The following is a 23,966-nucleotide window of genomic DNA, read 5'->3' on the forward strand; positions in this document are numbered from 1 at the left end:
GCATCCCACGCATCCCGGCCCGCACCACCTCACCCACACATCGGAGTACCAACGTGAGTCAGCAGACCACCACCGAGCCGCCGACCTCGGCGCTCGACCTGGCCGAGGAGTTCCTCGACCGCACCACCCCGCTCAGCCGCATCCGCAATACCCTGCACCGCTACCCGGCCATCAGCCCGGCGATCGTGCTCGTGCTCGCCGTCATCGTGTTCGGCCTGCTCAACGATCGATTCCTCAACCCGGCGAACCTCTCGCTCATCACGCAGCAGGTGGCCGTCGTCGGCACCCTCGCGATCGCACAGACGCTCATCATCCTGACCGCCGGCATCGACCTCTCGGTCGGCGCCGTCATGGTGCTGAGCTCGATGGTGATCGCCCAGTCCACCGTGCAGCTCGGCCTGCCGGCCGTGCTCGGCCTGTTCCTCGGCCTCGTCGTCGGCCTCGGCGCCGGGGCGCTCAACGGATTCCTCGTCACGCGCCTGAAGCTGCCGCCGTTCATCGTGACGCTCGGCACGCTCAACATCTTCGTCGCGCTCACGCTGCTGTACTCGGGCGGCGCCACGATCCGCGGCGCCGAGATGCCCGACCTGCTCACCTGGACGGGCACGACCTTCAGCCTCGGCGGCGTGAACATCACGGTCGGCGTGCTCATGATGCTCCTGCTGTATGTGGCGATCGCGTTCATCCTGCAGAAGACCGCGTGGGGCCGGCACGTGTACGCGGTCGGCGACGACCCCGAGTCGGCACGCCTCGCGGGCATCCGGGTGAACCGCGTGCTCATGAGCGTCTACCTCGCGGCCGGGGCGATCCTCGCCGTCGGCGCGTGGATCCAGATCGGTCGCACCAACGCCGCCTCGCCGAACGCGGGCGTCGACCTCAACCTCGACTCGATCACCGCCGTCGTCATCGGCGGCACGAGCCTCTTCGGCGGCCGCGGCACCGTGTGGGGCACCCTCCTCGGCGCCCTCATCGTGGGCGTGTTCCGCAACGGGCTCTCACTCGCCGGGCTCGACGTGCTCTGGCAGACCTTCGCCGTCGGCGTGCTCATCGTCGTCGCCGTCTCGGTCGACCAGTGGATCCGAAAGGTACGCAAATGACCATCGCAACGGATGCCGCGGGCGCCACGCCCGCGGTCGAGACTCGCAGCCCGATCCTCAGCGCGCGACGCCTCGTGAAGACGTTCGGCCGCGTCGTCGGCCTCGACGGGGTGAGCCTCGAGCTCTACCCGGGAGAGGTGCTCGCCATCATCGGCGACAACGGCGCCGGCAAGTCCACGCTCATCAAGTGCCTCACGGGCGCCGAGATCCCCGACGAGGGCGAGATCTTCCTCGACGGCAAGCCGGTGCACTTCAAGCGCCCGCAGGACGCCCGGGCGGCCGGCATCGAGACCGTGTACCAGAACCTCGCCGTCTCGCCGGCCCTCGACGTGGCCGCGAACCTCTTCCTCGGCCGCGAGGAGCGTAAGCCGGGCATCCTCGGCTCGGTCTTCCGCATCGTCGACCAGAAGGGCATGCGCGACAAGGCCCGCGCCGAGCTGAAGTCGCTCGGCATCTCGACGCTGCAGGACGTCACGGTGCCGGTCGAGAACCTGTCGGGCGGGCAGCGCCAGGCGGTCGCGGTCGCGCGCGCCGCGGCGTTCGGGTCGAAGGTCGTCGTGCTCGACGAGCCGACCGCCGCACTCGGCGTGCGCGAGTCGAACCAAGTGCTCGAGCTCATCCGCAACCTGCGCGAGCGCGGCATCCCCGTGATCCTCATCTCGCACAACATGCCGCACGTGTTCGACGTCGCCGACCGCATCCACATCCAGCGGCTCGGCAAGCGCGCCGCGACGATCACGCCCGAGTCGCACACGATGACCGACGCCGTCGCGATCATGACGGGCGCGCTGCGCCCGTGAGCCGGGCGAGCGCCGACGAACGCGTCGAGCTCGTCGCCGAGTTCACGGCGGTCGCGGGCCGCGAGGAGGAGGTCGAGCGCCTCCTCCTCGCGCTGGCCGCCGAAGTGCGCCGCGAGCCCGGATGCCTCGACTTCTCGCCGCACCGCGTCGCCGCTCCGCCGGCGGGGTCGGCGGCGACGGCCGGGCCGGCCCCGATCGGCACCCGCTTCGTCGTGACCGAGGCCTACCGCGACGCGTCCGCGTTCGCCGCGCATCTCGCCGCGCCCTACGGTGCCCCCTTCAACGCGGCGCTCGTCCCGCTCATCGTGGAGGACGGCTCGGTGCTCACGTTCCTGCGCCCGCTCGCCTGACGGGAACCGCGGCCGCACCCGCGCCCACTCGAGCTGAGGCGGGCGGGTATGGCCGGGCACGGGGGAGGGAACGGGATCGGCTACCGTGGGGAGGACCCCGAGGAGCTCCATGAAACCCGGACCCAGGCGCAGCATCAGCCAGGCCGACATCGTCGACGCCGCGTTCGAGATCCTCGAGCAGAAAGGCTTCGCCGCCGTCTCGGTGCGCGGTGTCGCCGCCGCCCTGAGCCTGACGCCGACGGCGATGTACACGTACTTCCCGTCGAAGAACGCGCTGCTGCGGGCCATGGTCGAGCAGGTGCTGTCGACGCTCGACCTCGACGCGGCATCCGACCCCGCCGTCCCGTGGCGCGATCGCGTGCAGGCGCTCGCCGCCGGGCTGCGCGCCCGGCTCGCCGAGCATACGGGTGCCATGGTGCTCGTCACGAGCGGACCGCTCGACGGTCCACACGCGCTCGCGCTCGACGAGGTGCTCATCGCCGGCTTCCGGAGCGAGCGGATGCCGCTCGCCGACGCCGCTCACGCCGCCCGCGCCGTGCGCGCCCAGGTGCTCGGGGCCGCGGCCCTCGACGCCGCCGAACGCGCGGGCGGGGCATCCGCCGATGCCGACCGCGCCGCCCTCTGGAGCGACGCCACCGCATACCCGCTCACCGAGGCCGCTGCCGCACTCGAGCTCGACGACGACGCCGGCTTCACGTGGGCGCTCGACCGGCTCCTCGACGGGTTCGCGTCGGTCTCGACGCGCTGAGCGCACCCACGACGCGGCGAGGCGCCGACCCCCGAAGGAGCCGACGCCTCGTCGGTGCGTTGCCGTCGATCAGCCCGCTGCGGGCGGGGTGATCTCGATCAGCGCGGCTTCGTTGCCCTTGAAGGCCTTCTTCACCGAGATGACGGTGCCGTAGCCCACTCCGGAGTCGGCCGGGTTGCCCGAGCCGAACGGCCCGAGTCCGACGTCGAGACCGTCATACGCCGGGAGGCGGTTGCCCTCGAGGTCGTACAGCGGCGTCGTGTAGAGCGAGTTGCCCACCGACGGGACGACCACGGAGGCATCCCGGTCACGGTAGAACAGCGCGCCGTCGGACTCGCGGAGGGCGAATCCAGGCACCCAGCCCTGGTCGTCGGTGAAGGTGCTCACCGCAGGCAGAGCCGGCACATCGGTGCAGTACTCGGTCGTCAGCTCAGCACCCGTGAAGCACTCCGTGAAGGGGTACGTCGACGTGAGGCCGAATGCGGCGTTCGAGGACTGGGCACGCGACGGCATCACGTTCAGCGTCGACGGGTCGGCAGCTGCCGCGTCGCCGGTGCGCTGCAGCGGGTTGAAGTGGCTGTCCACGATGAGCAGGCCGCCCTTCGCACCGTAGCTCGGCAGCGCGGTCTCGTTGGCCGTGATCTGGTTCGAGTTGCCGTACGTCGTGTCGCGGTACCACACGAGCGCACCGGGCGCGTTGTACGCGAGCTTCTCGACCTTCCACGCACCGTCTTGGTACACGCTGTTGTAGCCGTACTTCAGGCCCTCGTCGAAGCCGTCGAAGTTGCGCCACTCGACCAGGTAGTACTGCGCCTTGACCGAGGTGCCGGTGTCGTGACGCCAGCCGGGGCCGGTCGTCGTCGTGAAGGAGGCAACCTCAGGCGTCCAGCCGGCGTCGCCGTTCTCGACATCGTCGCTCCAGACCGTCGTCGCTCCGCTCGTGAGGGCGAAGTCGTCGGCGAACCAGCCGCGCTCCTGGAACGCGGCATCGGTTGCGAGACGCAGGCGAAGCTTCACCGTCTGGCCCGCGTACGACGTGAGGTCGACGTAGTCGTGGCGCCAGCCGTGCGAGTCGCCCGTGAGGCCGTACTTCTTGTCGACGCCGCCGCCGAAGTCGGCCATGCGGCCGTTCGGGTCGGAGTAGCCGTCGGGCGTGGAGACCTCGGTGCCGCCTTCGGCGAACACCTTCTGCTCCGACCACGTCGTGCCGCCGTCGGTCGAGACCTCGACGAAGCCGTAGTCCCAGTCGGCCTCGATCACGAAGTTGTTCCACATCCAGAACTTCGCGTCGGCGGGCACCTCGATGGTGCGGCCGAGCCGGAGGTCGGCCCAGTCCTGGTCAGCGCCCGTGTACCACATCTCCTCGCCGCTGTGCGGCTCGGCGAGCGTGATCGTCTTGTCGGGCAGGTTGACCTTGACGCCGTCCTGCGTGCCCTTCTTGGGCCGCGAGGTCTGGCCGACCTTCAGGGTCTGCACGTCGGAGCCGGCTTCCACGACGACGGGGTCGACCCAGCCGAGCACCCACTTGTCCCAGATGCCCATGTGCGTCGGCATCGACTGGAAGATCGGCCCGGAGTGCGAACCCGAGGACATGAGGTCCCAGAAGTCGACGTCGGAGCTGGCGACATTCGAGGTGTCGTAGAGGTCGGGCAGGCCGAGGTCGTGGCCGTACTCGTGCGCGAACACGCCGACACCCGAGTCTTCGGGCTGCACGATGTAGTTCGAGAGCATGAGGTCGGTGCCGGGGATCGCCGCACCGCCGGCCACAGCCGACGAGTGCGCCCAGAGGGCGTAGGTGCCCTGCTCGCCGCCGCCGCCGGACTTGTCCTCACCGGCGTGCACGAGCACGACGTGGTCGATGACGCCGTCGGGCTCGAGCACGTTGCCGTCGCCGTCACGGTCGCCTTGGTCTTCGATGTCGTAGTCGGCCCACGGGAAGTCGGGCTGCGCGTCGGCGAGAGCCGCGACCGCGTCGATGGGCAGCTGGCCCGGGCCGAGCGGGTTGTCGGGGTGACCCTGCATGTCCTGCATGGGGCCGGCCTCGTAGACGCCGTCAGCGTTGAGGTGGCAGACCGTGGCGCCGTAGTACGCCTCGGAGTGCGGAACCGTGATCCACGGCGTCGCCGAACCGGTGACGGTGTAGGCGCCGCGCGACATCTCCTCGTACATCGCCTTCATGGTGTAGCCGGAGATGTCGAAGCCGGGCTGGCCGTCGGGGCCGGTGAGGTCGGTGCGCACGCGCTCCGTGATGCCTTCATCGGTGAAGAGCATCCTGTTGAAGTGCTCCGACGAGAAGTCGGGCACCCACATCGAGTTGTTGTCTTCGAGCTCGTAGTCGGCCGGGTTCGGGATGTTGTTGTGGAGGGGTCCGCTCTGCACATCGCCGGGCTTGCAGGTGGTCGCGCCGAACTCGGTCGGGACCTGGAGGTCGGAGAAGTCGTCGGCGGCGTTCTCGTCGAACTCGACGAGGATCGTGAGGAGCTTGGCCTCTTGCGTGCTCTTGGCACCCTTGAGGTTCTTGGGGCTCTTGCCGGTCTTGATCGACTTGTCCTCGAACTTCGCGAGACCGCGCGCGGCCTGCGGGTTGCCCTTGGCGTACTTCGTGTCGACCGACTTCGCGAGCTCGATCGCTGCCGAGGCGTCGAGCGACCCGGTCTTCTTGCCGTGGACGTCGACGACTGCTTCGTCGTCGGTGCCGAAGGCGCTCTCCGCGCGGGGTGCGACGTAGTTCATGTAATACTCGTCGTCGCCGATCACTGGCGATGCGACGTGCGATGGCGCAGCTGATGCCGTCGTCGCTCCCATGGTCGCCAAACCGGCGGCCGCGAGTGCGAGTACGGGAATCGTCGCCACCACGCGCCTGCGAGCGCGAGTGGTGTTTCCGAACATGCTTCTCCCTCCGAATGCGACGGGATGGTTACCCGTCACATGAAACAACGTCCGTCGGTGGGCGGACGTAAACGGCATCCTGCCCCGAAGGAGGGTCGTTGGGGAAGACCCACAACGCAAAATCCGCGTCGCATCCGGCGAAGACGCCGGTTCCCGTCGCGCGCGCGGCGGCGCACGCCCGGAATCGGCGCGGAGCGAGAAGGCGGCGTCAGCGGACGAGCAGGTTGCGGAGGGAGAGGTCCGCGTCAGCCGACGAGCAGGTTGCGGAGCTGGTCGGCGGAGTGCACGATCGCCATCGCGTCGGCGGCCTCAGCGGGGGAGCCGTAGCCCCACTCGACCAGGATGGTCGGCACGCCGTTGGCGGCCGCGCCGAGGGTGTCGTAGCCGCGGTCTCCGACCATCACGGAGTGTGTCGTGTCGATGCCCTGGGCCTGCAGGCGGCGCAGCGCCTCGGCGACGACGTCGGCCTTGGTGCTGCGCTCCTCATCGTCGCTCGCGCCGGCGATCTCGGTGAAGTACCTCGTGAGCCCGGCGTGCTCGAGCACGCGGCGGGCCATCGACTCGGGCTTGGAAGTTGCGAGGGCGATCGGGATGCCTGCGGCGTGCACACGCTCGAGCACGCCGGCGACGCCCGGGAAGACCGGCGAGTTCAGCACGTGGTCGACGTAGTGGTCGCGGTAGACGTTGAGCGCCGCCCACGCCTCGGCGTCGTCGAAGCCGGCCGTGAGGCGCAGGCTGTCGAGCAGCGGCGGACCGACGTACGAGCGGAGCACCTCGTCGGAGGGGACGTCGAGCCCGAGTTCCGTGAACATGTGGGCGAGCGACGCCGTGATGTCGGCGGCCGAGTCGACGATGGTGCCGTCGAGGTCGAACAGCACTGCCGACCACGTGCGCGCGGGCGCGATGGTCTGAATGGGCGTCGGGGAAGTCACCGTGACATCCTACGGGTACCAAGCCTGAGTGATTCTCAGGAATGCGCTGGGAATTGGGCCGACGAATGCCTCAGAAGAGGCGCGACCCGCTGTCGTCGAGCCCGCGCATCGCGTCGTAGTCGAGCACCACGCACCGGATGCCGCGGTCCTCGGCGAGCGTGCGCGCCTGCGGCTTGATCTCCTGCGCGGCGAACACGCCCCGCACCGGGGCGAGGTGCGGATCGCGGTTCATGAGCTCGAGGTAGCGGGTGAGCTGCTCGACACCGTCGATGTCGCCGCGGCGCTTGAGCTCGACGGCCACGGATGCGCCCGAGGCATCGGTCGCCAGGATGTCGACCGGGCCGATCGCCGTCATGTACTCACGGCGCACGAGCCGGTGACCCTCCCCCAGGAGCTCGATCTGCTCGGCGAGGAGCTTCTGCAGGTGCGCCTCGACCCCGTCTTTCTGGAGGCCGGGGTCGGCGCCGAGCTCGTGCGCCGAGTCGTGCAGCACCTCGTGGATCGACACGATGAGCTGGTCGGCGGTCTTCTGGTGGGTGACCTTCCACAGCTCGACGATGCCCGCGGCCTGCTGCTCGGCGTCGGGCTCGAGCGTCGAGAGCGTGCACGGCGGGCTCATCCAGTTGAGCGGCTTGTAGCTGCCGCCGTCGGAGTGCACGAGGAGGCTGCCGTCGCCCTTCACCATCAGCAGTCGCGTGGCGAGTGGCAGGTGGGCTGAGAGCCGGCCCGCGTAGTCGACGGAGCAGCGGGCGATGACGAGACGCACCTGTCGAGTGTACGGCGACCGGATGACGCCGGCGCGCGTCAGCCGTGCCGGCCCGACCGTTCGCGGGCCGCCGGCGCGGCCAGCGCCGAGAGCACCAGCAGCCCGAGGATCACGAGCAGCGCGTTCAGGATGCTGAAGTGCTGGCCGATGAAGCCGAGCACCGGCGGCCCGACGAGGAACGCGCAGTAGCCGATCATGGCCACGGCGCTCACCCGTGCTGCCGCGTGCTGCGTGTCGTCGGCGGCCGCCGACATGCCGACGGGGAAGCCGAGCGAGCAGCCGATGCCCCAGAGCACGGTGCCGAGGATGAGCATCCACGGTTCGGTTCCCCAGATGAAGAGGGAGAGCCCGATGATGCCGAGCACCGAGAGTGTGCGCAGCACCGGCACCCGTCCGTAGCGGTCGAGCACGGGGCCGCCGAGCACTCGGGCCGCGGTGATCGCGACCGTGAACACGCCGAACATGACGGCGCCCGTTGTCTCGTCGAAACCGTGCCCGTCGACGACGGCGAGCGCGAGCCAGTCGTTCGCCGATCCCTCGGCGAACGACATGCCGAGCATGATGACGCCGATGAGTAGGAGGCGGACGTCGGCCCAGACCGCGAGGTTGGTGCGGAGCCGTTCGCGCCACGGCGGCCGCGGGGCATCCGTGTGCAGGTCGTCGCCCACCTCGGCGCGCAGCGGCACGTAGCGCACCGCCACCAGGACGGCGACGGCGATGAGCACGGCGATGATGCCGAGGTGCACCGAGACCGAGAGGGAGATGGCGGATGCCGCGGCCGCGAGCCCCGCGCCGGCGACCGTGCCGAAGCTGAAGAAGGCGTGCATGAGGGGCATCACCGTCTTGCCGATCTCGCGCTCGGCCTCGGCTCCCTCGACATTCATCATCACGTCGACCGCGCCGTTGCCGAAGCCGAAGAGGGCGAGGCCGATGACGACGAGGGGAACGGAGGGCAGCACCGAGCCGCCGAGGCCGACCAGCACGAGCCCGAGCGACACGGTGATGAGCGAGCCGATCATGCCGTTGCGGGCGCCGAACCGCGCCATGAGCCACGGCGCGACGACGAGGCCGAGCACGGAGGCGATCGAGCCGCTCAGGATGACGAGCCCGACGCCCTGCGTGTTGAGCCCGGTGTCGTCGCGGATGGCGGGAATGCGAGCCACCCAGCTCGCGAGGCTCAGCCCGCTGAGGAAGAAGATGGCGAAGATCGCATTGCGCCACGCCGTGAGCTCGTGCGTCGGGCGGCCGGTCTGCGCCGTCTGGCGGGGCGTATCAGTCATCGTCTCTGCTTCTTCGTCTTCCGTTCGGCTTGGGGGTCGAATCGATTCGACCCACCCGATCTGTGAACCATATCGATCACTCGGAGTGAGCGCAACCGGGGCGTCGACGCGTGTGCCGAGTCCCGAGACGGGGGTCTTGCGCGAGGCCAGGTGCTCGGGCTATCTTCACCTGCTAAACGATTAACACGTCGTTTCACCCGTACCTCGAACTCCCGCCAGAAGGAGAACCATGCTGCACAGCACCCGAACCGGCCGCACCGTCGCGGCCCTCGCCGCGTCGGCCGCGGCCTTGGTCGTACTCAGCTCCTGCGCCTCGGGCGCCGACGCCGGGGCATCCGATGAGGTGACCATCACGTACGGCATCTGGGATGCGAACCAGGAGCCCGCGATGGAGGAGATCGCCGCCGCGTTCACCGAGGCGCACCCGAACGTCACCGTCGACATCCAACTCACGCCGTACAAGGAGTACTTCACGAAGCTGCAGACGTCGGTCTCGGGCGGCGCAGCCCCCGACGTCTTCTGGATGAACGGCCCGAACTTCCAGCTCTACGCCTCGAACGGCGTGCTCGCGCCCCTCGACGACGAGGGCATCGAGGCATCCGACTACCCGCAGGGCCTCATCGACCTGTACACCTTCGACGGCAGCCTCTACGGCGCACCGAAGGACTTCGACACGGTGGCCCTCTGGTACAACACCGAGCTCTTCGACGCGGCGGGCGTCGAGTACCCGAACGCCGACTGGACCTGGGACGACTTCAGCGCCGCCGCCGCCGCGCTCACCGACCCTGCCGCGGGCATCTACGGCATCACCGCGAGCCAGTACGGCCAGGAGAACTTCTACAACTCCATCGCCCAGGCGGGCGGCGAGGTCATCGACGCCGAGGGCACCGAGAGCGGCTACGGCAGCCCCGAGGCCCTCGAGGGCGTGACGCTCTGGACCGACCTGATCGCCGCCGGCTCCTCGCCGACCGCGCAGCAGATGACGGACACGAACCCCGAGGACTTCTTCCTCTCGGGCAAGTCGGCGATGTTCCAGAACGGGTCATGGGCCGCCGTCGCCTACGCGGGCAACCCCGACATCGCCGAGAAGGTGAACGTCGCGCCGTTGCCCGCGGGCGCCGAGGGCAACCAGAGCGTGATCCACGGCATCGGCAACGTCGCGAACGCGAAGAGCGAGCACCTCGACGTCGCGAAGCAGTTCGCCGCCTTCGCGAGCGGCGAGGACGCGGCGAGGATCCAGGCCGCGACCGGCACCGTGATCCCCGCCTTCAACGGCACGCAGGACGCCTGGGTCGACGCCCTCCCGCAGTACGACCTGCAGGTCTACATCGATGCCCTCGCCACCGCCGTGCCGTACCCCGTGTCGAAGAACACCGCGGCGTGGACCGCGATCGAGAGCGAGGTGCTCTCGCAGGTCTGGGCCGGCACGCTGACGCCCGAGGACGGCCTGCAGCAACTCGCCGACGAGATGCAGGCCGCACTCGACGCGGAGTCGGAGTAACCGCATGACCGACCTGATCGCGCAGCGCACCGCGGCGCCGATCGCCGAGCTCGACGGGGGGCGGCCGGCCGCGGCCGCCCCCGCGCCCCGGCCTGCGCCACGCCGCCGTCGCGGCCCGGGGCAGTCGGGGTGGTGGGCCCTCCTCTTCATCGGGCCCACCGCCGCCGGCCTCCTCGCGTTCTATCTCTGGCCGACCGTCCGCACGCTGATCCTCTCGTTCACGAAGTCGGGCCCGTTCGGCGGCTCCGAGTTCGTGGGCTTCGACAACTACGCCGCCCTCGTCGAAGACCCCGAGCTCATCGGCGCGCTCCGGAACACCGCGGTGTACACCGTCATCGTGCTCATCGGCATCCCGCTCGCCGTCGGCATCGCCGCGCTCCTGAACACCGCGAACCTTCGCGGCCGCGGCATCTACCGCACCCTCTACTTCATCCCGGTGGTCACGATGCCCGCGGCCATCGCGCTCGTCTGGCGCATGATCTACAACGGCGACTACGGCGTGCTCAATGAGACGCTCGGCGTGTTCGGCATTCAGGGCAGGAGCTGGCTGACCGACCCGGGCACCGCACTCGTCGCCATTGCGGTGGTCGGCATCTGGGCCGGACTGGGCACGAACATCGTGATCTTCCTCGCGGGCCTGCAGGGCATCCCCGACACGATCATGGAGGCCGCCGACCTCGACGGCGCCGGCCCGGTGCGCAAGTTCTTCTCGGTGACGATTCCGCTGCTCTCGCCCAGCATCTTCTTCGTGAGCGTGATCAGCGTCATCGGCGCACTGCAGGTCTTCGACCTCGTGTACATGATGCTCGGACGCAACAACCCCGCCATGCCGAACACCCGCACGATCGTCTACCTCTTCTACCAGGCGGGGTTCCTCGACAACGAGCGGGGGTACGCAGCGGCGATCGCGTTCCTGCTGCTGCTGATCATCCTCGTGCTGACCGTCGTGCAGTTCCGGCTGCAGAAGAAGTGGGTGCACTATGAGTGACCTGAGCGTGCGACGCCGCCACCGCGGGCACTGGCTCGTGCACCTGCTGCTCGCCGCGGGCGCCGTGATCATGGTGTTCCCGTTCGTCTGGCAGACGCTCACCGCGTTCAAGACCTTCCAGGACTCCGTGGAGGTGCCGCCCGTGATCATCCCCGATCCCTGGGTGTTCACGAACTTCGCCGAGGTGTTCGACTCGATGCCGTTCGGGCAGATGTTCCTGAACTCGGTGGTGCTCACGATCGGCCGCACGGTCGGCCAGGTCGTGCTCTGCACGATGGCGGGCTACGCCTTCGCGCGCATCCCGTTCAGGGGCCGGAACGTCGTGTTCGTGGTGTTCCTCTCGGTGCTCATGGTGCCCTCGCAGCTGTACCTGCTGCCGCAGTACGAGATCATCCAGTCGCTCGGCTGGCTGAACACCTTGCAGGCGCTCATCGTGCCCGGCATCTTCAGCGCCTTCGGCACGTTCCTCATGCGGCAGTTCTTCATGTCGATGCCGTCGGAGCTCGAGGAGGCCGCCCGCATCGACGGCGCGAACCCGTGGCAGACGTTCTGGCGCATCATGGTCCCGCTCGCGAGGCCCGGCATCATCGCGCTCGTCGTGTTCACGGTGCTGTGGTCGTGGAACGACCTGCTCTGGCCGCTGGTCGTGACGACCGACCCCGAGAAGATGCCGCTCTCGGTCGGCTTGTCGCAGCTCGTGGGCCTGCACGGCACTGATTACCCTGTGCTCATGGCCGGCGCCCTGCTCGCGACGCTGCCGATGCTGATCACGTTCATGATCCTGCAGAAGCAGTTCATCCAGGGCATCGCGTTCTCGGGAACGAAGGGATGACGCGATGACGCACGTGCAGGAACCTGATGAGCGGGCGGCCGCGCGCCGCCGCCGGCCGACGCTGCGGATGGTCGCCGAGCTCGCCGGAGTCTCGACGGCGACGGTGTCGTACGTGTTCTCGGGTCGGAACGGCGGCGACTCGGGGGTCGCCGAGCCCACCGCCAAGCGGGTGCTCGAGGCGGCCGAGCAGCTGAACTACCGGCCGAACCGCGCCGCCCGCACCATGCGCACGGGGCGCAGCGACACCGTGCAGCTCTCGTTGCACATGCTGAGCGACCCCTGGTCGCTCGCCGTCGCCGCGGCCGTGAACGAGGAGGCGAACCGGCACGGCCTCACGACGCTGATCCTCGCCGACGGCGACTGGTATGCCGCGCTCGACCGGGTCGAAAGCGACGTCGCCTACCTCGATGGGGTCGGCACGACGGATGACGCGAGGCGGAAGCTCCGAGAGCTCGCCCGTCGTGGCCAGCGCCTCGTCGTCTTCTCGGAGACGCTCGAGCCCGACGGCTACGACGTCATCCGCTCCGACGCGCTCCCCGGCTGCTACCTCGCGATGGATCACCTGCTCGAACGGCATACGGCGGTCGGATGCCTCGTGGCCGAGGGCGCCGTGCGCTCGCCCGAGCCCTCGCGGTACACGCCGTACCTCGAGCGCATGCGCGAGCGCGGGTTGCCCATCGACCCGGCGCACACCGCGACCTACGCCGAGACGCAGGCGAGCGCCTTCACCGCGGCGGTCGAGCTGCTGTCGCAGGAGCACCGGCCGACCGCGGTCTATGCGACCACCGACTTCGCCGCCATCGCCGCGATCAACGCGGCGCACATGCTCGGGCTCCGCGTGCCGCACGACGTCGCCGTCATCGGCGTCGGCAACACGCCAGACGCACAAGCCGTGGCACCGACGCTCACGACGGTCGGCCCGACCGACTTCTACGAGCGCCAGGCCGAGATCATCGTCGGCCGCGCCCTCGAACCCGAGGCCGACGAGCCACGGCTCCACGACTTCGCGTGGTCGCTGTTCCCCGGCGGTTCGACCGACCTCGACTCGCCGGCGCGCGCCGCTCGCGCGCCCGAGCTTCCGTAACCCCCTGAAGGAGAATCACCCCTTGGACCTCAACATCGGCATCGTCGGCTTCGGCGCGCGCTCCTCGCTCTGGAAGGAGACGCACCGGCCCGGGCGGGGCTCCCGCGTCGTCGCGGTGTGCGACGTCTCGGAGCGATCGCGGGCCGAGGCGCGAGCGGCGCTGCCCGAGGCATCCGTCACCGGCTCCCTCGACGAGCTGCTCGCGGCCGGCATCGACGCGGTCATGGTGCTGACGCCCGACCACCAGCACGCGCCAGTCGCGATCGCCGCACTCGACGCCGGTGTGCCGGTCTTCTGCGAGAAGCCGCTCGCGGTGACCATCGACGACGCCGATGCCATCCTCGAGACAGCGCGCCGCACCGGCACACGCCTCTACGTCGGCCACAACATGCGGCACATGCCCATGGTCGTGCTCATGCGCCGGCTCATCCTCGAGGGACGCATCGGTGAGGTGAAGGCAGTGTGGTGCCGGCACTTCGTCGGCAACGGCGGCGACTACTACTTCAAGGACTGGCACGCCGAACGCGCGAAGACCACCGGGCTGCTCCTGCAGAAGGGCGCCCACGACCTCGACGTGATCCACTGGCTCGCGGGCGCGTACAGCACCGAGGTGCAGGCGATGGGCTCCCTGAGCGTCTACGGCGACATCGACGACCGGCGCGACCGCTCCCACGAGCGCATGCGCGACTGGTTCAGCCTCGACAACTGGCCGCCCACCGCGCAGACCGGCCTCAACCCGATCGTCGACGTCGAGGACATCTCGATGGTGAACCTGCGGCTCGGCAACGGCGTGCTCGCGAGCTACCAGCAGTGCCACTTCACGCCCGATTACTGGCGCAACTACACCGTCATCGGCACCGAGGGGCGCATCGAGAACTTCGGCGACGTCGCGGGCTCCGAGGTGCGGCTGTGGAACCGGCGGCACCACGGCGCCGCGCCCGCCGACGAGACATTCATGGTGCCCGAGACCGACGAGGAGGCCGGGCACGACGGCGCCGACGCGCTGCTCGTCGCCGAGTTCCTGCGCTTCGTGCGCGACGGGGGCACGACCGACACGTCGCCCGTCGCCGCGCGAGAGGCAGTGGCCACCGGCATCCGGGCGACCGAGTCCCTGCGCGGCGGCGGCGGCACGCTCGCCGTGCCGCAGCTCGACGACGGGCTCGTCGCGTACTTCGAGGCAGGGCAGGACGCGGCATCCGTCTCATCGACCTCACCACTCCTCGCCCCAACCGACGCCGAGAGTGCGCTTCGCGTCGGGATGGCCGCGGAATAGCGACACGACCCGCACTCTCGACGCGTGGACCGGGGGGCGAGGCCTCACGGTGACGGATGCCGCGGCATCCGTGGCTACCATGAACTGACTGGCGCTCGAGGCATCCGGACACGACCCGGCAGCCCCGACCCAGAGCCGCACACCCCCGGCTCGAGTACCAGAGAACAATGAGGTTATCGATGAAGGCCCTCTACAAACCTGCCCCCGGCGCCGGCCTGGAGTACGTCGACCGGCCTGAGCCGGTCATCGGCCCGGGCGACGTGAAGATCCGGGTGCTGCGCACGGGCATCTGCGGCACCGACCTGCACATCGAGAAGTGGGACGACTGGGCCGCGTCGACGATCGCCGCGCCGCTCATCCCGGGCCACGAGTTCTACGGCGAGGTCGTCGAGGTCGGGCCGCTCGTGCACGACGTCGCGATCGGCGACCGGGTCTCGGGCGAGGGCCACATCGTGTGCGGCATGTGCCGCAACTGCCGGGCGGGGCGCCGCCAGATGTGCATCCGCACGAAGGGCGTGGGCCTGCACCGCGACGGCGCGTTCGCCGAGTTCATCGTGATGCCCGGCGAGAACGTCTGGGTGCACCACGCCGACATCGAGCCAGAGGTCGGCGCGATCTTCGACCCCTTCGGCAATGCGGTGCACACCGCGCTCGCGTTCTCGGTCGTCGGCGAGGACGTACTCGTCACGGGCTGCGGCCCCATCGGCCTGATGTCGATCGCGGTGGCGCGCCACGTCGGCGCGCGGTTCGTGGTGGCGACGGATGTCTCGCCCGCACGCCTTGCGCTCGCGCTCGAGATGGGGGCGGATGCCGCGGTCGACGTGCGCACCGAGAACCTGCACGACGTGCAGCGCCGCCTCGGCATGCGCGAGGGCTTCGACGTCGGGTTCGAGATGAGCGGAGCGCCGAGCGCGCTGCCCCAGATGATCGAGAACATGAACCACGGCGGCCGGATGGCGCTCCTCGGCCTGCCGGCCGAGCCGTTCGCCGTCGACTGGGGCAAGGTCGTCACCCACATGCTGACCATGAAGGGCATCTACGGGCGCGAGATGTTCGAGACGTGGAACTCGATGAGCGCCATGCTGCAGACGAGCGCCGAGCTGCGCTCACGGGTGGCGTCGATCATCTCCGATCGCTACCCGGCACGCGAGTGGCGCACGGCGTTCGACGCGGCCGCCTCGGGCGGCGTCGGCAAGGTCATCCTCGATTGGACGGAACTCTGATGTACGGAACGATTCGCGAACAACTCCGCACCGAACTCGACGAGATCGAGTCGGCCGGGCTCACCAAGCGCGAGCGCGGCATCCACGGCCCGCAGTCCTCCGAGATCGAGGTCGCGGGGCGCGAGGTGCTGAACTTCTGCGCCAACAACTACCTCGGGCTCGCGAACGACCCACGCATCGTCGAGGCGGCGCACCGCGGCCTCGACGAGTGGGGCTACGGGCTCGCGAGCGTGCGGTTCATCTGCGGCACGCAAGAGCTGCACCTCGAGCTCGAGCGCCGGGTGTCGTCGTTCCTCGGCTACGACGACACGATCCTCTTCTCCTCGTGCTTCGACGCGAACGGCGGCGTCTTCGAGGTGCTCTTCGGGCCGGATGACGCGATCATCTCCGATGAGCTCAACCACGCGTCGATCATCGACGGCATCCGCCTGTCGAAGGCGAGCCGCTACCGCTACAAGAACCGCGACATGGCCGACCTCGAGGCGCAGCTCGTCGCGGCATCCGATGCCCGTCGCCGCGTGATCGTGACCGACGGCGTCTTCTCGATGGACGGCTACATCGCGCCGCTGCAGGAGATCTGCGACCTCGCCGATCGGTACGACGCGCTCGTGTTCGTCGACGACTCGCACGCGGTCGGGTTCGTCGGAGCTCATGGGCGCGGCACGCCCGAGTACTGCGGCGTCGAGGGCCGGGTCGACATCACGACCGGCACCTTCGGCAAGGCGCTCGGCGGGGCATCCGGCGGCTACGTCGCCGCCCGCCAGGAGATCGTCGACCTGCTGCGCCAGCGCGCACGCCCGTACCTCTTCTCGAACACGCTCGCGCCGGCGATCGTCGCCGGCACACTGCAGGCGCTCGAGCTGCTCGCATCGTCGGGCGAGCTGCGCGAGACGCTGAAGTCGAACGCGGCGCTGTTCCGATCGCTCATGACGGATGCCGGCTTCGAGCTGCTGCCCGGCGAGCACCCGATCGTGCCCGTGATGTTCGGCGACGCCGCCCTCACCGGGCGCATCGCCGCCGCGCTCCAGGAGCGCGGGATGTTCGTCACGGCGTTCAGCTTCCCGGTGGTGCCGCGCGGCGCCGCGCGCATCCGCGTGCAGTTGTCGGCGGCGCACTCCGAGGAGGAGATCCGTCGCTGCGTGGCGGCGTTCGCTGCGGCCCGCGATGAGGTGCGCGCAGGGGGCTGAGCGCGGCGCCGGGGCATTCGCTCGCCTCGTGGTTGCGCAGGATGAGCGGCGATACGGCCGGAGATCGTGGTCAGCGCGCGGCTCATCCTGCCGTGGTGCTCGCGTTGTGCACGTTACTGTCCGCCTCGAATCGATTCGGCTTAGAATCGGCGTGTCGGCGCACCGCCGACGACCCGCCGATCGAGGAGCCCATGCAGCAGCCCGATCTCGCCTCGCGACCCACGCTCGCGGATGTCGCCGCGAAAGCCGGCGTCTCCGCGTCGACGGCGTCGCTCGCCTTCAGCGGTTCCGGACCGGTTTCGGATGCCACGCGAGAGCGCGTGCGCGCCGCCGCCGTCGAGCTCGGCTACGCGGGCCCCGACCCTCGTGCCAGGTCGCTTCGCCGCGGCCGGTCGGGCATCGTCGGCGTGGTGCTCGAGGAGCGCATCCGCGCGGCGTTCCTCGACCCCGTGAAGATCCAGATGCTCGACGGCATCACCGAGGGCATCGCGCCGCTCGGCGCCGGACTGCTGCTGCTCACCGATACGGGCGAAGAGGGCGGCAACGCCGTCGGCATCGAGAGCGCGCCCGTCGACGCGGTCGTGCTCATCGGCTGCAGCCCGCGCCTCGGCGTCTCGATCGAGGCGCTCCGCCGTCGCGGCATCCCGGCGGTCGCCATCGAGGGCGTCACCGGCGAGGACATCCCCGAGATCTCGATCGACAACCTGCAGGCGACCCGGCGGGGCGCCGACTACCTGCGTCAGCTCGGCCACACCGAGGTCGCGATCGTCACGCTGCCCTTCGACGCCGAGCGCACGCGCGGGCCGATCACGTCCGAGCTCCTCGACGCGAGCACCGCCGACACCGCGAGCCAGCGACTCGCCGGAGCCCGTGAGGTCTTCCCGAACGCGACCGGACGCGTCGCCGGCGCGAGCTCTATCGAAGAGGGCCTCGAGGCGGCGCGTGCGCTGCTCGCCGACCCCGCGACCCGGCCCACGGCGATCATCGCGCAGAGCGACCTCCTCGCCGCCGGCGTCATCCAGGCGGCTGAAGAGCTGGGCATCCGCGTGCCCGGCGAGCTCAGCGTGCTCGGGTTCGACGGCATCCGCGTCGACGGACTGCAGCACGACCTCACGACCCTCGTGCAGCCGTCGGTCGCGAAGGGCCGCGCCGCGGGCGAGGCGATCGTGCGGATGCTCTCGGGCGAGCCGCCCGAGTCGCGGTGCTTCACGAGCACCCTGCACGTGGGCGACACGACGGCGCCGCCGCCCGAGCGGTGAGCCGAGGCGGGCGACCGGATGCCACGGCGAGCGCATGCCGCGGGCGAGCGGATGCCCCGTCCTAGGCTGGCGGCATGAGCCTCGACCTGCACGCGGTCTACCGCGACCTGCACGCCAATCCCGAGCTGTCGTTCCAGGAGCATCGCACCGCCGGAATCGTCACCGAGGCGCTCCGGGGCCTCGGCTTCGCCGTGACGACCGGCATCGGGGGCACCGGCGTCGTCGGCGTGCTCGAGAACGGCGAGGGCCCCACCGTGCTGCTCCGCGCCGACATGGACGGGCTCCCGGTGCTCGAGGCGACCGGCCTGGCATATGCCAGCACCGCCCGCGGAACCGATCCCGACGGCAACGACGTGCCGGTCATGCACGCGTGCGGGCACGACGTGCACGTGACATGCCTCCTGGGCGCGAGCGAACGGCTCGCCGCCGACCGCGATTCGTGGGCGGGCACGCTCGTGGTGCTGTTCCAGCCGGCCGAGGAGTGGGGCGGCGGCGCCCAGGCGATGGTCGACGACGGACTGTTCGACCGCGTGCCCACGCCCGACATCGTGCTGGGCCAGCATGTCGCACCGTTCCCCGCCGGCATCGCGGGGGTTCATGCCGGCGTGGCGATGGCGGCCGCCGACTCGCTCACCGTGCGCCTGCACGGCACCGGCGGCCACGGGTCCCGCCCCGAGACGACGGTCGACCCGGTGTACCTCGCCGCCTCCACGACGGTGCGGCTTCAGGGCCATCGTCGCGCGGGAGGTGGCAGCGACGGATGCCGCAGTGGTCACGGTCGGGCAGATCCACGCCGGCACGAAGCACAACATCATCCCATCCGAGGCGATGCTCGGCCTCAGTGTGCGGAGCTTCGACGAGCAGGTGCGCGCGAAGGTGCTCGCCTCGATCGAGCGGGTCGTCACAGCGGAGGCGGCGGCATCCGGTGCGCCTCGCGAGCCCGACGTCATCTCCGACGAGCGCTTCCCGCTCACCGTGAACGACGAGGCTGCCACGGAGCGCACCGCCGCCGCCCTTCGCCGTGCGATCGGCGACGACCGGGTCATCGACCCCGGGCCCGTCTCGGGCAGCGAAGACGTGGGCGTGCTGGCGACGGCGGCCGGCGTGCCGCTCGTCTACTGGTTCCTCGGCGGCAGCGATCCGTCGCTCTTCGGCGACGGGCTGGCGACGGGTCGCATGCCCGAGGACGTGCCGTCGAATCACTCTCCGCACTTCGCGCCGCTCATCGAGCCGACGCTCGGCGCCGGCGTGGCCGCACTGGTGGCGGCGGCCCGGGAATGGCTCGCGGCGCCCTGACGCGGATGCTGGGCGTGGCGACTCAGCGCCCGGCGCCCACGACCATCCACGCCGAACCGCGGGCCCGCAGTGCAAGGGTGACCGCCCGCGCCGCGAGGTACCCGATGGCGAACGCCGCCATCAGCCATGCGGGCCCGGCGGCGCCGGCGGGGGCGACCGCGACCACGCCGAGCGCGAGCGGCACGAACGCTGCGAGGTTCACGAGTCCGGTCCAGGCGAGGTAGCGCGCGTCGCCGGCGCCGATGAGCACGCCGTCGAGCACGAACACGAGTCCGCCGAGCGGAGCCGAGAGGCCGAGCACGACGAGTGTCGGCGGCAGCAGCGCCGCCACCTCGGCCGAGCTCGTGAAGAGCCCGGGCAGCACCCACGCCGAGGCGATGAGCACTGCGCCCACGACCGCGCCGCTGCCGACGCCCCACTGCAGGCACCGCCGCAGAACCGCTCGCACGGCGGCGAGATCGCCCGCGCCGAGGCCGCGCCCGACGAGCGCCTGGGCGGCGATCGCGAGGGCGTCGAGGGCGAACCCGATCGTGAAGTAGATGGTCATCGCGACCTGGAACGCGGCGAGCTCATCGGAGCCGAGCGAGGTCGCCGCCCACGTCGCGAGCAGCAGGGCGAGTCGCAGACTCACGGTGCGCAGGAACAGCCAGCCGCCCGACGTCGCCCCGCGCAGCACGCCGGCGTGGTGCGGCCACGGGCTCGCGCCGACCCGCGCAGCATGCCGCGCGATCACCACGAGGTACACGAGGACCATGCCCCACTGCGCGATCACGGTGCCGACGGCCGAGCCCGCGATGCCCCAGCCGGCGACATAGATGAACACGTAGTTCAGCGCGATGTTCACGGCGAAGCCGATGCCCGCGACCCAGAGCGGGGTACGCGTGTCCTGCAGGCCGCGCAGGAGGCCGGTCGCCGCGAACACGACGAGCATGGCCGGCAGCCCCGCCATCGAGATCGACAGGTACACGGATGCCTCGGCCGTCACTGCGGCGCTCGCCCCGAACGCGCCCACCAGCATGGGCGCGGCCCACCACCCGGCCACCGCGAGCACGGTGCCGAGCCCGAGCGCGAGCCAGAGGCCGTCGATGCCCGACGCCACGGCCCCGCGTTCGTCGCCGAGGCCGACGCGCCGCGCCACCGCGGGCGTGGTCGCGTAGGCGAGGAACACCATGAGCCCGATGATCGTCTGCAGCACCGCGCTCGCGAGCCCGAGGCCGGCGAGCGGCGTGGCTCCAAGGTGCCCGACCATCGCCGTGTCGGCGAGCAGGAACAGCGGTTCGGCGATGAGCGCGCCGAGCGCAGGCACGGCGAGGCGCAGGATGTCGCGGTCGACGGATCGTGGGGTCGTGATGTCAGCGCTCATGAACCCGTCGAGCCTATGCCGCGCTGCCGACACGGTGCACGGGGCATCCGCTCACCGGAGCCGGCGAGCACGATGTGGTCTCGCTCCCCGCCGCTTAGGCTGGGGGAATGACCGACGTCACACTGCCCTCCGGAATCGCGCAGGACGAGCTCGATGCGGGCATCAGGCCGCAAGACGACCTCTTCCGCCACGTCAACGGCAAGTGGATCGAGCGCACCGACATCCCGTCCGACAAGGCGCGCTACGGCTCCTTCCTCGTGCTGCACGAAGAGGCCGAGCAGGCCGTGCGCGAGATCATCGAAGAGGCGCAGACCGCCGAGCCCGGCACCGAGGCCCGCAAGGTCGGCGACCTCTACGCGAGCTTCATGAACGAGCAGCACGCGAACCTGCTCGGCGCGACGCCCATCGCGGGCCAGCTCGTCGAGGTCTCGCTCATCGCCTCGATCGACACCCTGCTCGAGACCCTGGGGCGCCTCGAGCGTCAGGGCGTCTCGGGCTTCGCGCAGCTCTACGTCGACAACGACCCGGGCGACCCCGAGCGCTACCTCGTCTTCGTCGAGCAGGGCGGCATCGGCCTGCCCGACGAGAGCTACTTCCGCGAAGAGCGCTTCGCGAGCGTGCGCACCGCCTACAACGCACATCTCGAGCGCATGTTCACCCTCGCCCAGCTCGACGACCCGGCCGACCGCGCCGTGCGCGTCTTCGACCTCGAGACCGACATCGCCAAGGCGCACTGGAACAATGTCCAGACGCGCGACAGCGAGAAGACGTACAACCTGTTCGAGTGGGCGGATGCCGCCGCCGCGGCATCCGTCGACCTGCAGGTGTGGCGCGACGCCATGGGCGTGCCCGCGGGTGCATTCGACGAGCTCGTGCTTCGCGAGCCGAGCTTCATCGAGGGGCTCGGCGCCCTCCTCACCGAGGAGCGCCTGCCCGCCTGGAAGGACTGGCTCGCCTGGCAGGTCATCCGCTCGAGCGCCGCCTACCTCTCCGACGACTTCGTCGAGGCGAACTTCGACTTCTACGGCCGCACGCTCACCGGCACCCCGCAGCTGCGGGAGCGGTGGAAGCGCGGCGTCTCGCTCGTCGAGGGCGCCATGGGCGAGGCGGTGGGCCACATCTACGTCGAGCGGCACTTCCCGCCCACCGCGAAGGCCGCGATGGACGACCTCGTCGCGAACCTCGTCGAGGCGTACCGGCAGTCGATCACCGCACTCGACTGGATGGGCGACGCGACGCGCGCGAAGGCCCTCGACAAGCTCGCGAAGTTCACGCCGAAGATCGGCTTCCCCGTGAAGTGGCGCGACTACTCCGCCCTCGAGATCGGAGACGAGCTCGTCGCCAACGTGCGCGCGACCGCGGAGTTCGAGTTCAACCGCGAGCTCGGCAAGATCGGCAAGCCGATCGACCGCGACGAATGGTTCATGACCCCGCAGACGATCAACGCGTACTACAACCCCGGCTTCAACGAGATCGTGTTCCCCGCGGCGATCCTGCAGTACCCCTTCTTCACCGCCGATCGGGACGCCGCAGCGAACTACGGCGCGATCGGCGCCGTCATCGGGCACGAGATCGGCCACGGGTTCGACGACCAGGGTTCGAAGTACGACGGCGACGGACGCCTCACCGACTGGTGGACCGAGGCCGACCGAGCCGCGTTCGAGGAGCGCACCAAGGCGCTCATCGACCAGTACGACGCGTTGAAGCCGGCGCAGCTCGACGGCGACGACCACCATGTGAACGGCGCCCTCACGATCGGTGAGAACATCGGCGACCTCGGCGGACTCGCCATCGCGTGGCGGGCCTACGTGCTGTCGCTCGACGGCGCCGAGCCGCCCGTCATCGATGGGCTCACGGGCGCGCAGCGCTTCTTCCTCTCGTGGGCGCAGGCGTGGCAGATGAAGGGTCGCGACGAGGAGGTCGTGCGCCTGCTCGCGATCGATCCGCACTCGCCGAACGAGTTCCGCTGCAACCAGATCGTGCGGAACATCGACGAGTTCTACACTGGCTTCGGAGTGACCGCCGATGACGCCCTCTGGCTCGATCCCGCCGAGCGGGTGACGATCTGGTAGTCGACTTCTCGCAACCGTCCAGTCCACACATCTCGAGCGCGCCGCAGACCGCGGTGGGGGAGCGCCGACCGCCAGAGGAAGAGCGTGCAAGCACCGTGGTGACGTCGTCGCAGGGTTCCGAGCGACGAGCGCGGCATGCCAGTTTCCGGCGCGGCAAGCACCGCACCGAAGAGCCGCCCGAGAACTTCGCGAGGGGCTTCAACGCGCTCGGCGACCTCGCGCTCGCCGGGGTGCAGGTCTCGGCCAGGGCGACCGATCTCGCCACGGGCAAGGTGCTCTTCTCGGTCGACGACCACGTGGTGATGCCCACGGCGTCGATCGGCAAGGTCCTGCTGCTCGTCGAGGTGGCCTCGCGCCTCGTCGGCTCGAGCGCCGAGGCGTTCACCGTGCTCGACCGCGCCCCGCGCGACTCGGTCGGCGACTCCGGCATCTGGCAGCACATGCAGTCGCCGTCGCTGCCGCTCGCCGACCTCGCGGCCCTCATCGGCGCCACGAGCGACAACCTCGCCACCAACGTGCTCATCCGCTACGTCGGCCTCGAAGCGGTGCGCGCCCGCACCGAGGCGCTCGGCCTCACGCGCACCGCGCTGCTCGACCTCGTGCGCGACCACCGCGGCCCCGACGACGCGCCGCAGCTCTCGATCGGCTCCGCGAAAGAGCTGACGTGGCTGTTCGCCTCGCTCGCCCGCGGCGAGGTCGTGAGCCCCGAGGTCTCGCAGCGCGTCGTGGGCTGGCTCTCGCTCAACGCCGACCTCTCCATGGTCGCGAGCGCGTTCGGGCTCGACCCGCTCGCGCACCGCATGCCCGACCACAGCGTGCTGCTCATGAACAAGACCGGCACCGACGGCGGTGTTCGCAGCGAGGTCGGCGTGCTCCGCGGCCCTCGCGCGAGCGTGTCCTACGCGGTGTCGATGTACTACGCCGACACGATGCTGTCGTCGCGCCTCGCAGTGCTCGACGGCATGCGCCAGGTCGGGCTCGACCTGCTGGAGTACGTGCACTGAGACGGATGCCGCGGCTCGCGGC

19 protein-coding genes and 1 pseudogene are annotated in these 23,966 nt (G+C 70.2%); 15 read left to right on the forward strand and 5 right to left on the reverse strand.

Annotation, left to right across the window (positions count from 1 at the left end; genetic code table 11):
• Window positions 1-53: 53 nt before the first annotated feature.
• From QFZ26_RS08875 to QFZ26_RS08890, 4 genes are all read left to right on the forward strand, one after another.
• Window positions 54-1,097, forward strand: coding sequence for an ABC transporter permease (locus QFZ26_RS08875; RefSeq protein ID WP_307041261.1), 1,044 nt, complete (start codon window positions 54-56; stop codon window positions 1,095-1,097).
• Window positions 1,094-1,897 (forward strand): ATP-binding cassette domain-containing protein, encoded by an 804-nt coding sequence (locus QFZ26_RS08880; RefSeq protein WP_307041262.1) that lies wholly within the window; start codon window positions 1,094-1,096, stop codon window positions 1,895-1,897. The genes QFZ26_RS08875 and QFZ26_RS08880 overlap by 4 nt, the downstream gene beginning before the upstream one ends.
• Window positions 1,894-2,247 (forward strand): putative quinol monooxygenase, encoded by a 354-nt coding sequence (locus QFZ26_RS08885; RefSeq protein WP_307041264.1) that lies wholly within the window; start codon window positions 1,894-1,896, stop codon window positions 2,245-2,247. The genes QFZ26_RS08880 and QFZ26_RS08885 overlap by 4 nt, the downstream gene beginning before the upstream one ends.
• A gap of 109 nt (window positions 2,248-2,356) precedes the next feature.
• On the forward strand, window positions 2,357-2,995 hold the full coding sequence (locus QFZ26_RS08890) for a TetR/AcrR family transcriptional regulator (protein ID WP_307041266.1): 639 nt from the start codon (window positions 2,357-2,359) through the stop codon (window positions 2,993-2,995).
• A 69-nt stretch (window positions 2,996-3,064) separates the two neighbouring features.
• On the opposite strand, the gene QFZ26_RS08895 is transcribed toward QFZ26_RS08890, so the two are convergent.
• The 4 genes from QFZ26_RS08895 to QFZ26_RS08910 all read right to left on the reverse strand — a co-directional run bounded on the left by QFZ26_RS08895 (window position 3,065) and on the right by QFZ26_RS08910 (window position 8,862).
• Window positions 3,065-5,884 carry an immune inhibitor A domain-containing protein gene (locus QFZ26_RS08895; protein WP_307041268.1) on the reverse strand — a complete coding sequence of 940 codons (2,820 nt, stop codon included), beginning with the start codon at window positions 5,882-5,884 and terminating at the stop codon, window positions 3,065-3,067.
• Window positions 5,885-6,129: 245 nt separating this feature from the next.
• Window positions 6,130-6,816, reverse strand: a complete 687-nt coding sequence (locus tag QFZ26_RS08900) for an HAD hydrolase-like protein (protein WP_307041270.1) — start codon at window positions 6,814-6,816, stop codon at window positions 6,130-6,132.
• Between the two features lie 70 nt (window positions 6,817-6,886).
• A complete protein-coding gene (gene nucS / locus QFZ26_RS08905; RefSeq protein WP_307041272.1) occupies window positions 6,887-7,582 on the reverse strand; it encodes an endonuclease NucS in 696 nt (231 codons plus the stop codon).
• A 38-nt stretch (window positions 7,583-7,620) separates the two neighbouring features.
• Window positions 7,621-8,862, reverse strand: a complete 1,242-nt coding sequence (locus QFZ26_RS08910; protein WP_307041273.1) for an MFS transporter — start codon at window positions 8,860-8,862, stop codon at window positions 7,621-7,623.
• Between the two features lie 229 nt (window positions 8,863-9,091).
• Between QFZ26_RS08910 and QFZ26_RS08915 the strand changes: the two genes are divergently transcribed.
• From QFZ26_RS08915 to QFZ26_RS08955, 9 genes and pseudogenes are all read left to right on the forward strand, one after another.
• Window positions 9,092-10,363 (forward strand): ABC transporter substrate-binding protein, encoded by a 1,272-nt coding sequence (locus tag QFZ26_RS08915; RefSeq protein ID WP_307041275.1) that lies wholly within the window; start codon window positions 9,092-9,094, stop codon window positions 10,361-10,363.
• A 4-nt stretch (window positions 10,364-10,367) separates the two neighbouring features.
• On the forward strand, window positions 10,368-11,351 hold the full coding sequence (locus QFZ26_RS08920; protein WP_307041278.1) for a carbohydrate ABC transporter permease: 984 nt from the start codon (window positions 10,368-10,370) through the stop codon (window positions 11,349-11,351).
• Window positions 11,344-12,183, forward strand: coding sequence for a carbohydrate ABC transporter permease (locus tag QFZ26_RS08925; RefSeq protein WP_307041280.1), 840 nt, complete (start codon window positions 11,344-11,346; stop codon window positions 12,181-12,183). The genes QFZ26_RS08920 and QFZ26_RS08925 overlap by 8 nt, the downstream gene beginning before the upstream one ends.
• A 4-nt stretch (window positions 12,184-12,187) precedes the next feature.
• Window positions 12,188-13,267, forward strand: a complete 1,080-nt coding sequence (locus QFZ26_RS08930; protein WP_307041281.1) for a LacI family DNA-binding transcriptional regulator — start codon at window positions 12,188-12,190, stop codon at window positions 13,265-13,267.
• A 22-nt stretch (window positions 13,268-13,289) separates the two neighbouring features.
• Window positions 13,290-14,540, forward strand: coding sequence for a Gfo/Idh/MocA family protein (locus tag QFZ26_RS08935; protein ID WP_307041283.1), 1,251 nt, complete (start codon window positions 13,290-13,292; stop codon window positions 14,538-14,540).
• 179 nt (window positions 14,541-14,719) lie between these two features.
• Window positions 14,720-15,763: an L-threonine 3-dehydrogenase gene (gene tdh / locus QFZ26_RS08940; protein WP_307041285.1), complete on the forward strand. Its 1,044-nt coding sequence runs from the start codon at window positions 14,720-14,722 to the stop codon at window positions 15,761-15,763.
• On the forward strand, window positions 15,763-16,950 hold the full coding sequence (locus tag QFZ26_RS08945) for a glycine C-acetyltransferase (protein WP_307041287.1): 1,188 nt from the start codon (window positions 15,763-15,765) through the stop codon (window positions 16,948-16,950). Before tdh ends, QFZ26_RS08945 begins: the two co-directional genes overlap by 1 nt.
• A gap of 191 nt (window positions 16,951-17,141) precedes the next feature.
• A complete protein-coding gene (locus tag QFZ26_RS08950) occupies window positions 17,142-18,209 on the forward strand; it encodes a LacI family DNA-binding transcriptional regulator (RefSeq protein WP_307041289.1) in 1,068 nt (355 codons plus the stop codon).
• Window positions 18,210-18,283: 74 nt separating this feature from the next.
• Window positions 18,284-19,505: pseudogene (locus QFZ26_RS08955) on the forward strand (amidohydrolase).
• Between the two features lie 22 nt (window positions 19,506-19,527).
• On the opposite strand, the gene QFZ26_RS08960 reads toward QFZ26_RS08955, so the two are convergent.
• Window positions 19,528-20,868, reverse strand: coding sequence for an MATE family efflux transporter (locus QFZ26_RS08960; RefSeq protein WP_307041290.1), 1,341 nt, complete (start codon window positions 20,866-20,868; stop codon window positions 19,528-19,530).
• 107 nt (window positions 20,869-20,975) lie between these two features.
• Between QFZ26_RS08960 and QFZ26_RS08965 the strand changes: the two genes are divergently transcribed.
• Window positions 20,976-22,940 carry a M13 family metallopeptidase gene (locus QFZ26_RS08965; RefSeq protein WP_307041292.1) on the forward strand — a complete coding sequence of 655 codons (1,965 nt, stop codon included), beginning with the start codon at window positions 20,976-20,978 and terminating at the stop codon, window positions 22,938-22,940.
• 98 nt (window positions 22,941-23,038) lie between these two features.
• Window positions 23,039-23,944, forward strand: a complete 906-nt coding sequence (locus tag QFZ26_RS08970) for a serine hydrolase (protein WP_373460704.1) — start codon at window positions 23,039-23,041, stop codon at window positions 23,942-23,944.
• The last annotated feature ends 22 nt before the right edge of the window (window positions 23,945-23,966 follow it).

It is taken from the genome of Agromyces ramosus (assembly GCF_030817175.1).
In the GTDB taxonomy this organism is placed as follows: domain Bacteria; phylum Actinomycetota; class Actinomycetes; order Actinomycetales; family Microbacteriaceae; genus Agromyces; species Agromyces ramosus_A.

Coding starts and splice junctions, on each gene's coding strand:
- QFZ26_RS08960 (WP_307041290.1), bottom strand. CDS start 20,868: ATGAGCGCTGACATCACGACCCCACGATCCGTCGACCGCGACATCCTG.
- QFZ26_RS08895 (WP_307041268.1), bottom strand. CDS start 5,884: ATGTTCGGAAACACCACTCGCGCTCGCAGGCGCGTGGTGGCGACGATT.
- QFZ26_RS08950 (WP_307041289.1), top strand. CDS start 17,142: ATGCAGCAGCCCGATCTCGCCTCGCGACCCACGCTCGCGGATGTCGCC.
- QFZ26_RS08910 (WP_307041273.1), bottom strand. CDS start 8,862: ATGACTGATACGCCCCGCCAGACGGCGCAGACCGGCCGCCCGACGCAC.
- QFZ26_RS08920 (WP_307041278.1), top strand. CDS start 10,368: ATGACCGACCTGATCGCGCAGCGCACCGCGGCGCCGATCGCCGAGCTC.
- QFZ26_RS08930 (WP_307041281.1), top strand. CDS start 12,188: ATGACGCACGTGCAGGAACCTGATGAGCGGGCGGCCGCGCGCCGCCGC.
- QFZ26_RS08925 (WP_307041280.1), top strand. CDS start 11,344: ATGAGTGACCTGAGCGTGCGACGCCGCCACCGCGGGCACTGGCTCGTG.
- tdh (WP_307041285.1), top strand. CDS start 14,720: ATGAAGGCCCTCTACAAACCTGCCCCCGGCGCCGGCCTGGAGTACGTC.
- QFZ26_RS08890 (WP_307041266.1), top strand. CDS start 2,357: ATGAAACCCGGACCCAGGCGCAGCATCAGCCAGGCCGACATCGTCGAC.
- QFZ26_RS08880 (WP_307041262.1), top strand. CDS start 1,094: ATGACCATCGCAACGGATGCCGCGGGCGCCACGCCCGCGGTCGAGACT.
- QFZ26_RS08965 (WP_307041292.1), top strand. CDS start 20,976: ATGACCGACGTCACACTGCCCTCCGGAATCGCGCAGGACGAGCTCGAT.
- QFZ26_RS08945 (WP_307041287.1), top strand. CDS start 15,763: ATGTACGGAACGATTCGCGAACAACTCCGCACCGAACTCGACGAGATC.
- QFZ26_RS08915 (WP_307041275.1), top strand. CDS start 9,092: ATGCTGCACAGCACCCGAACCGGCCGCACCGTCGCGGCCCTCGCCGCG.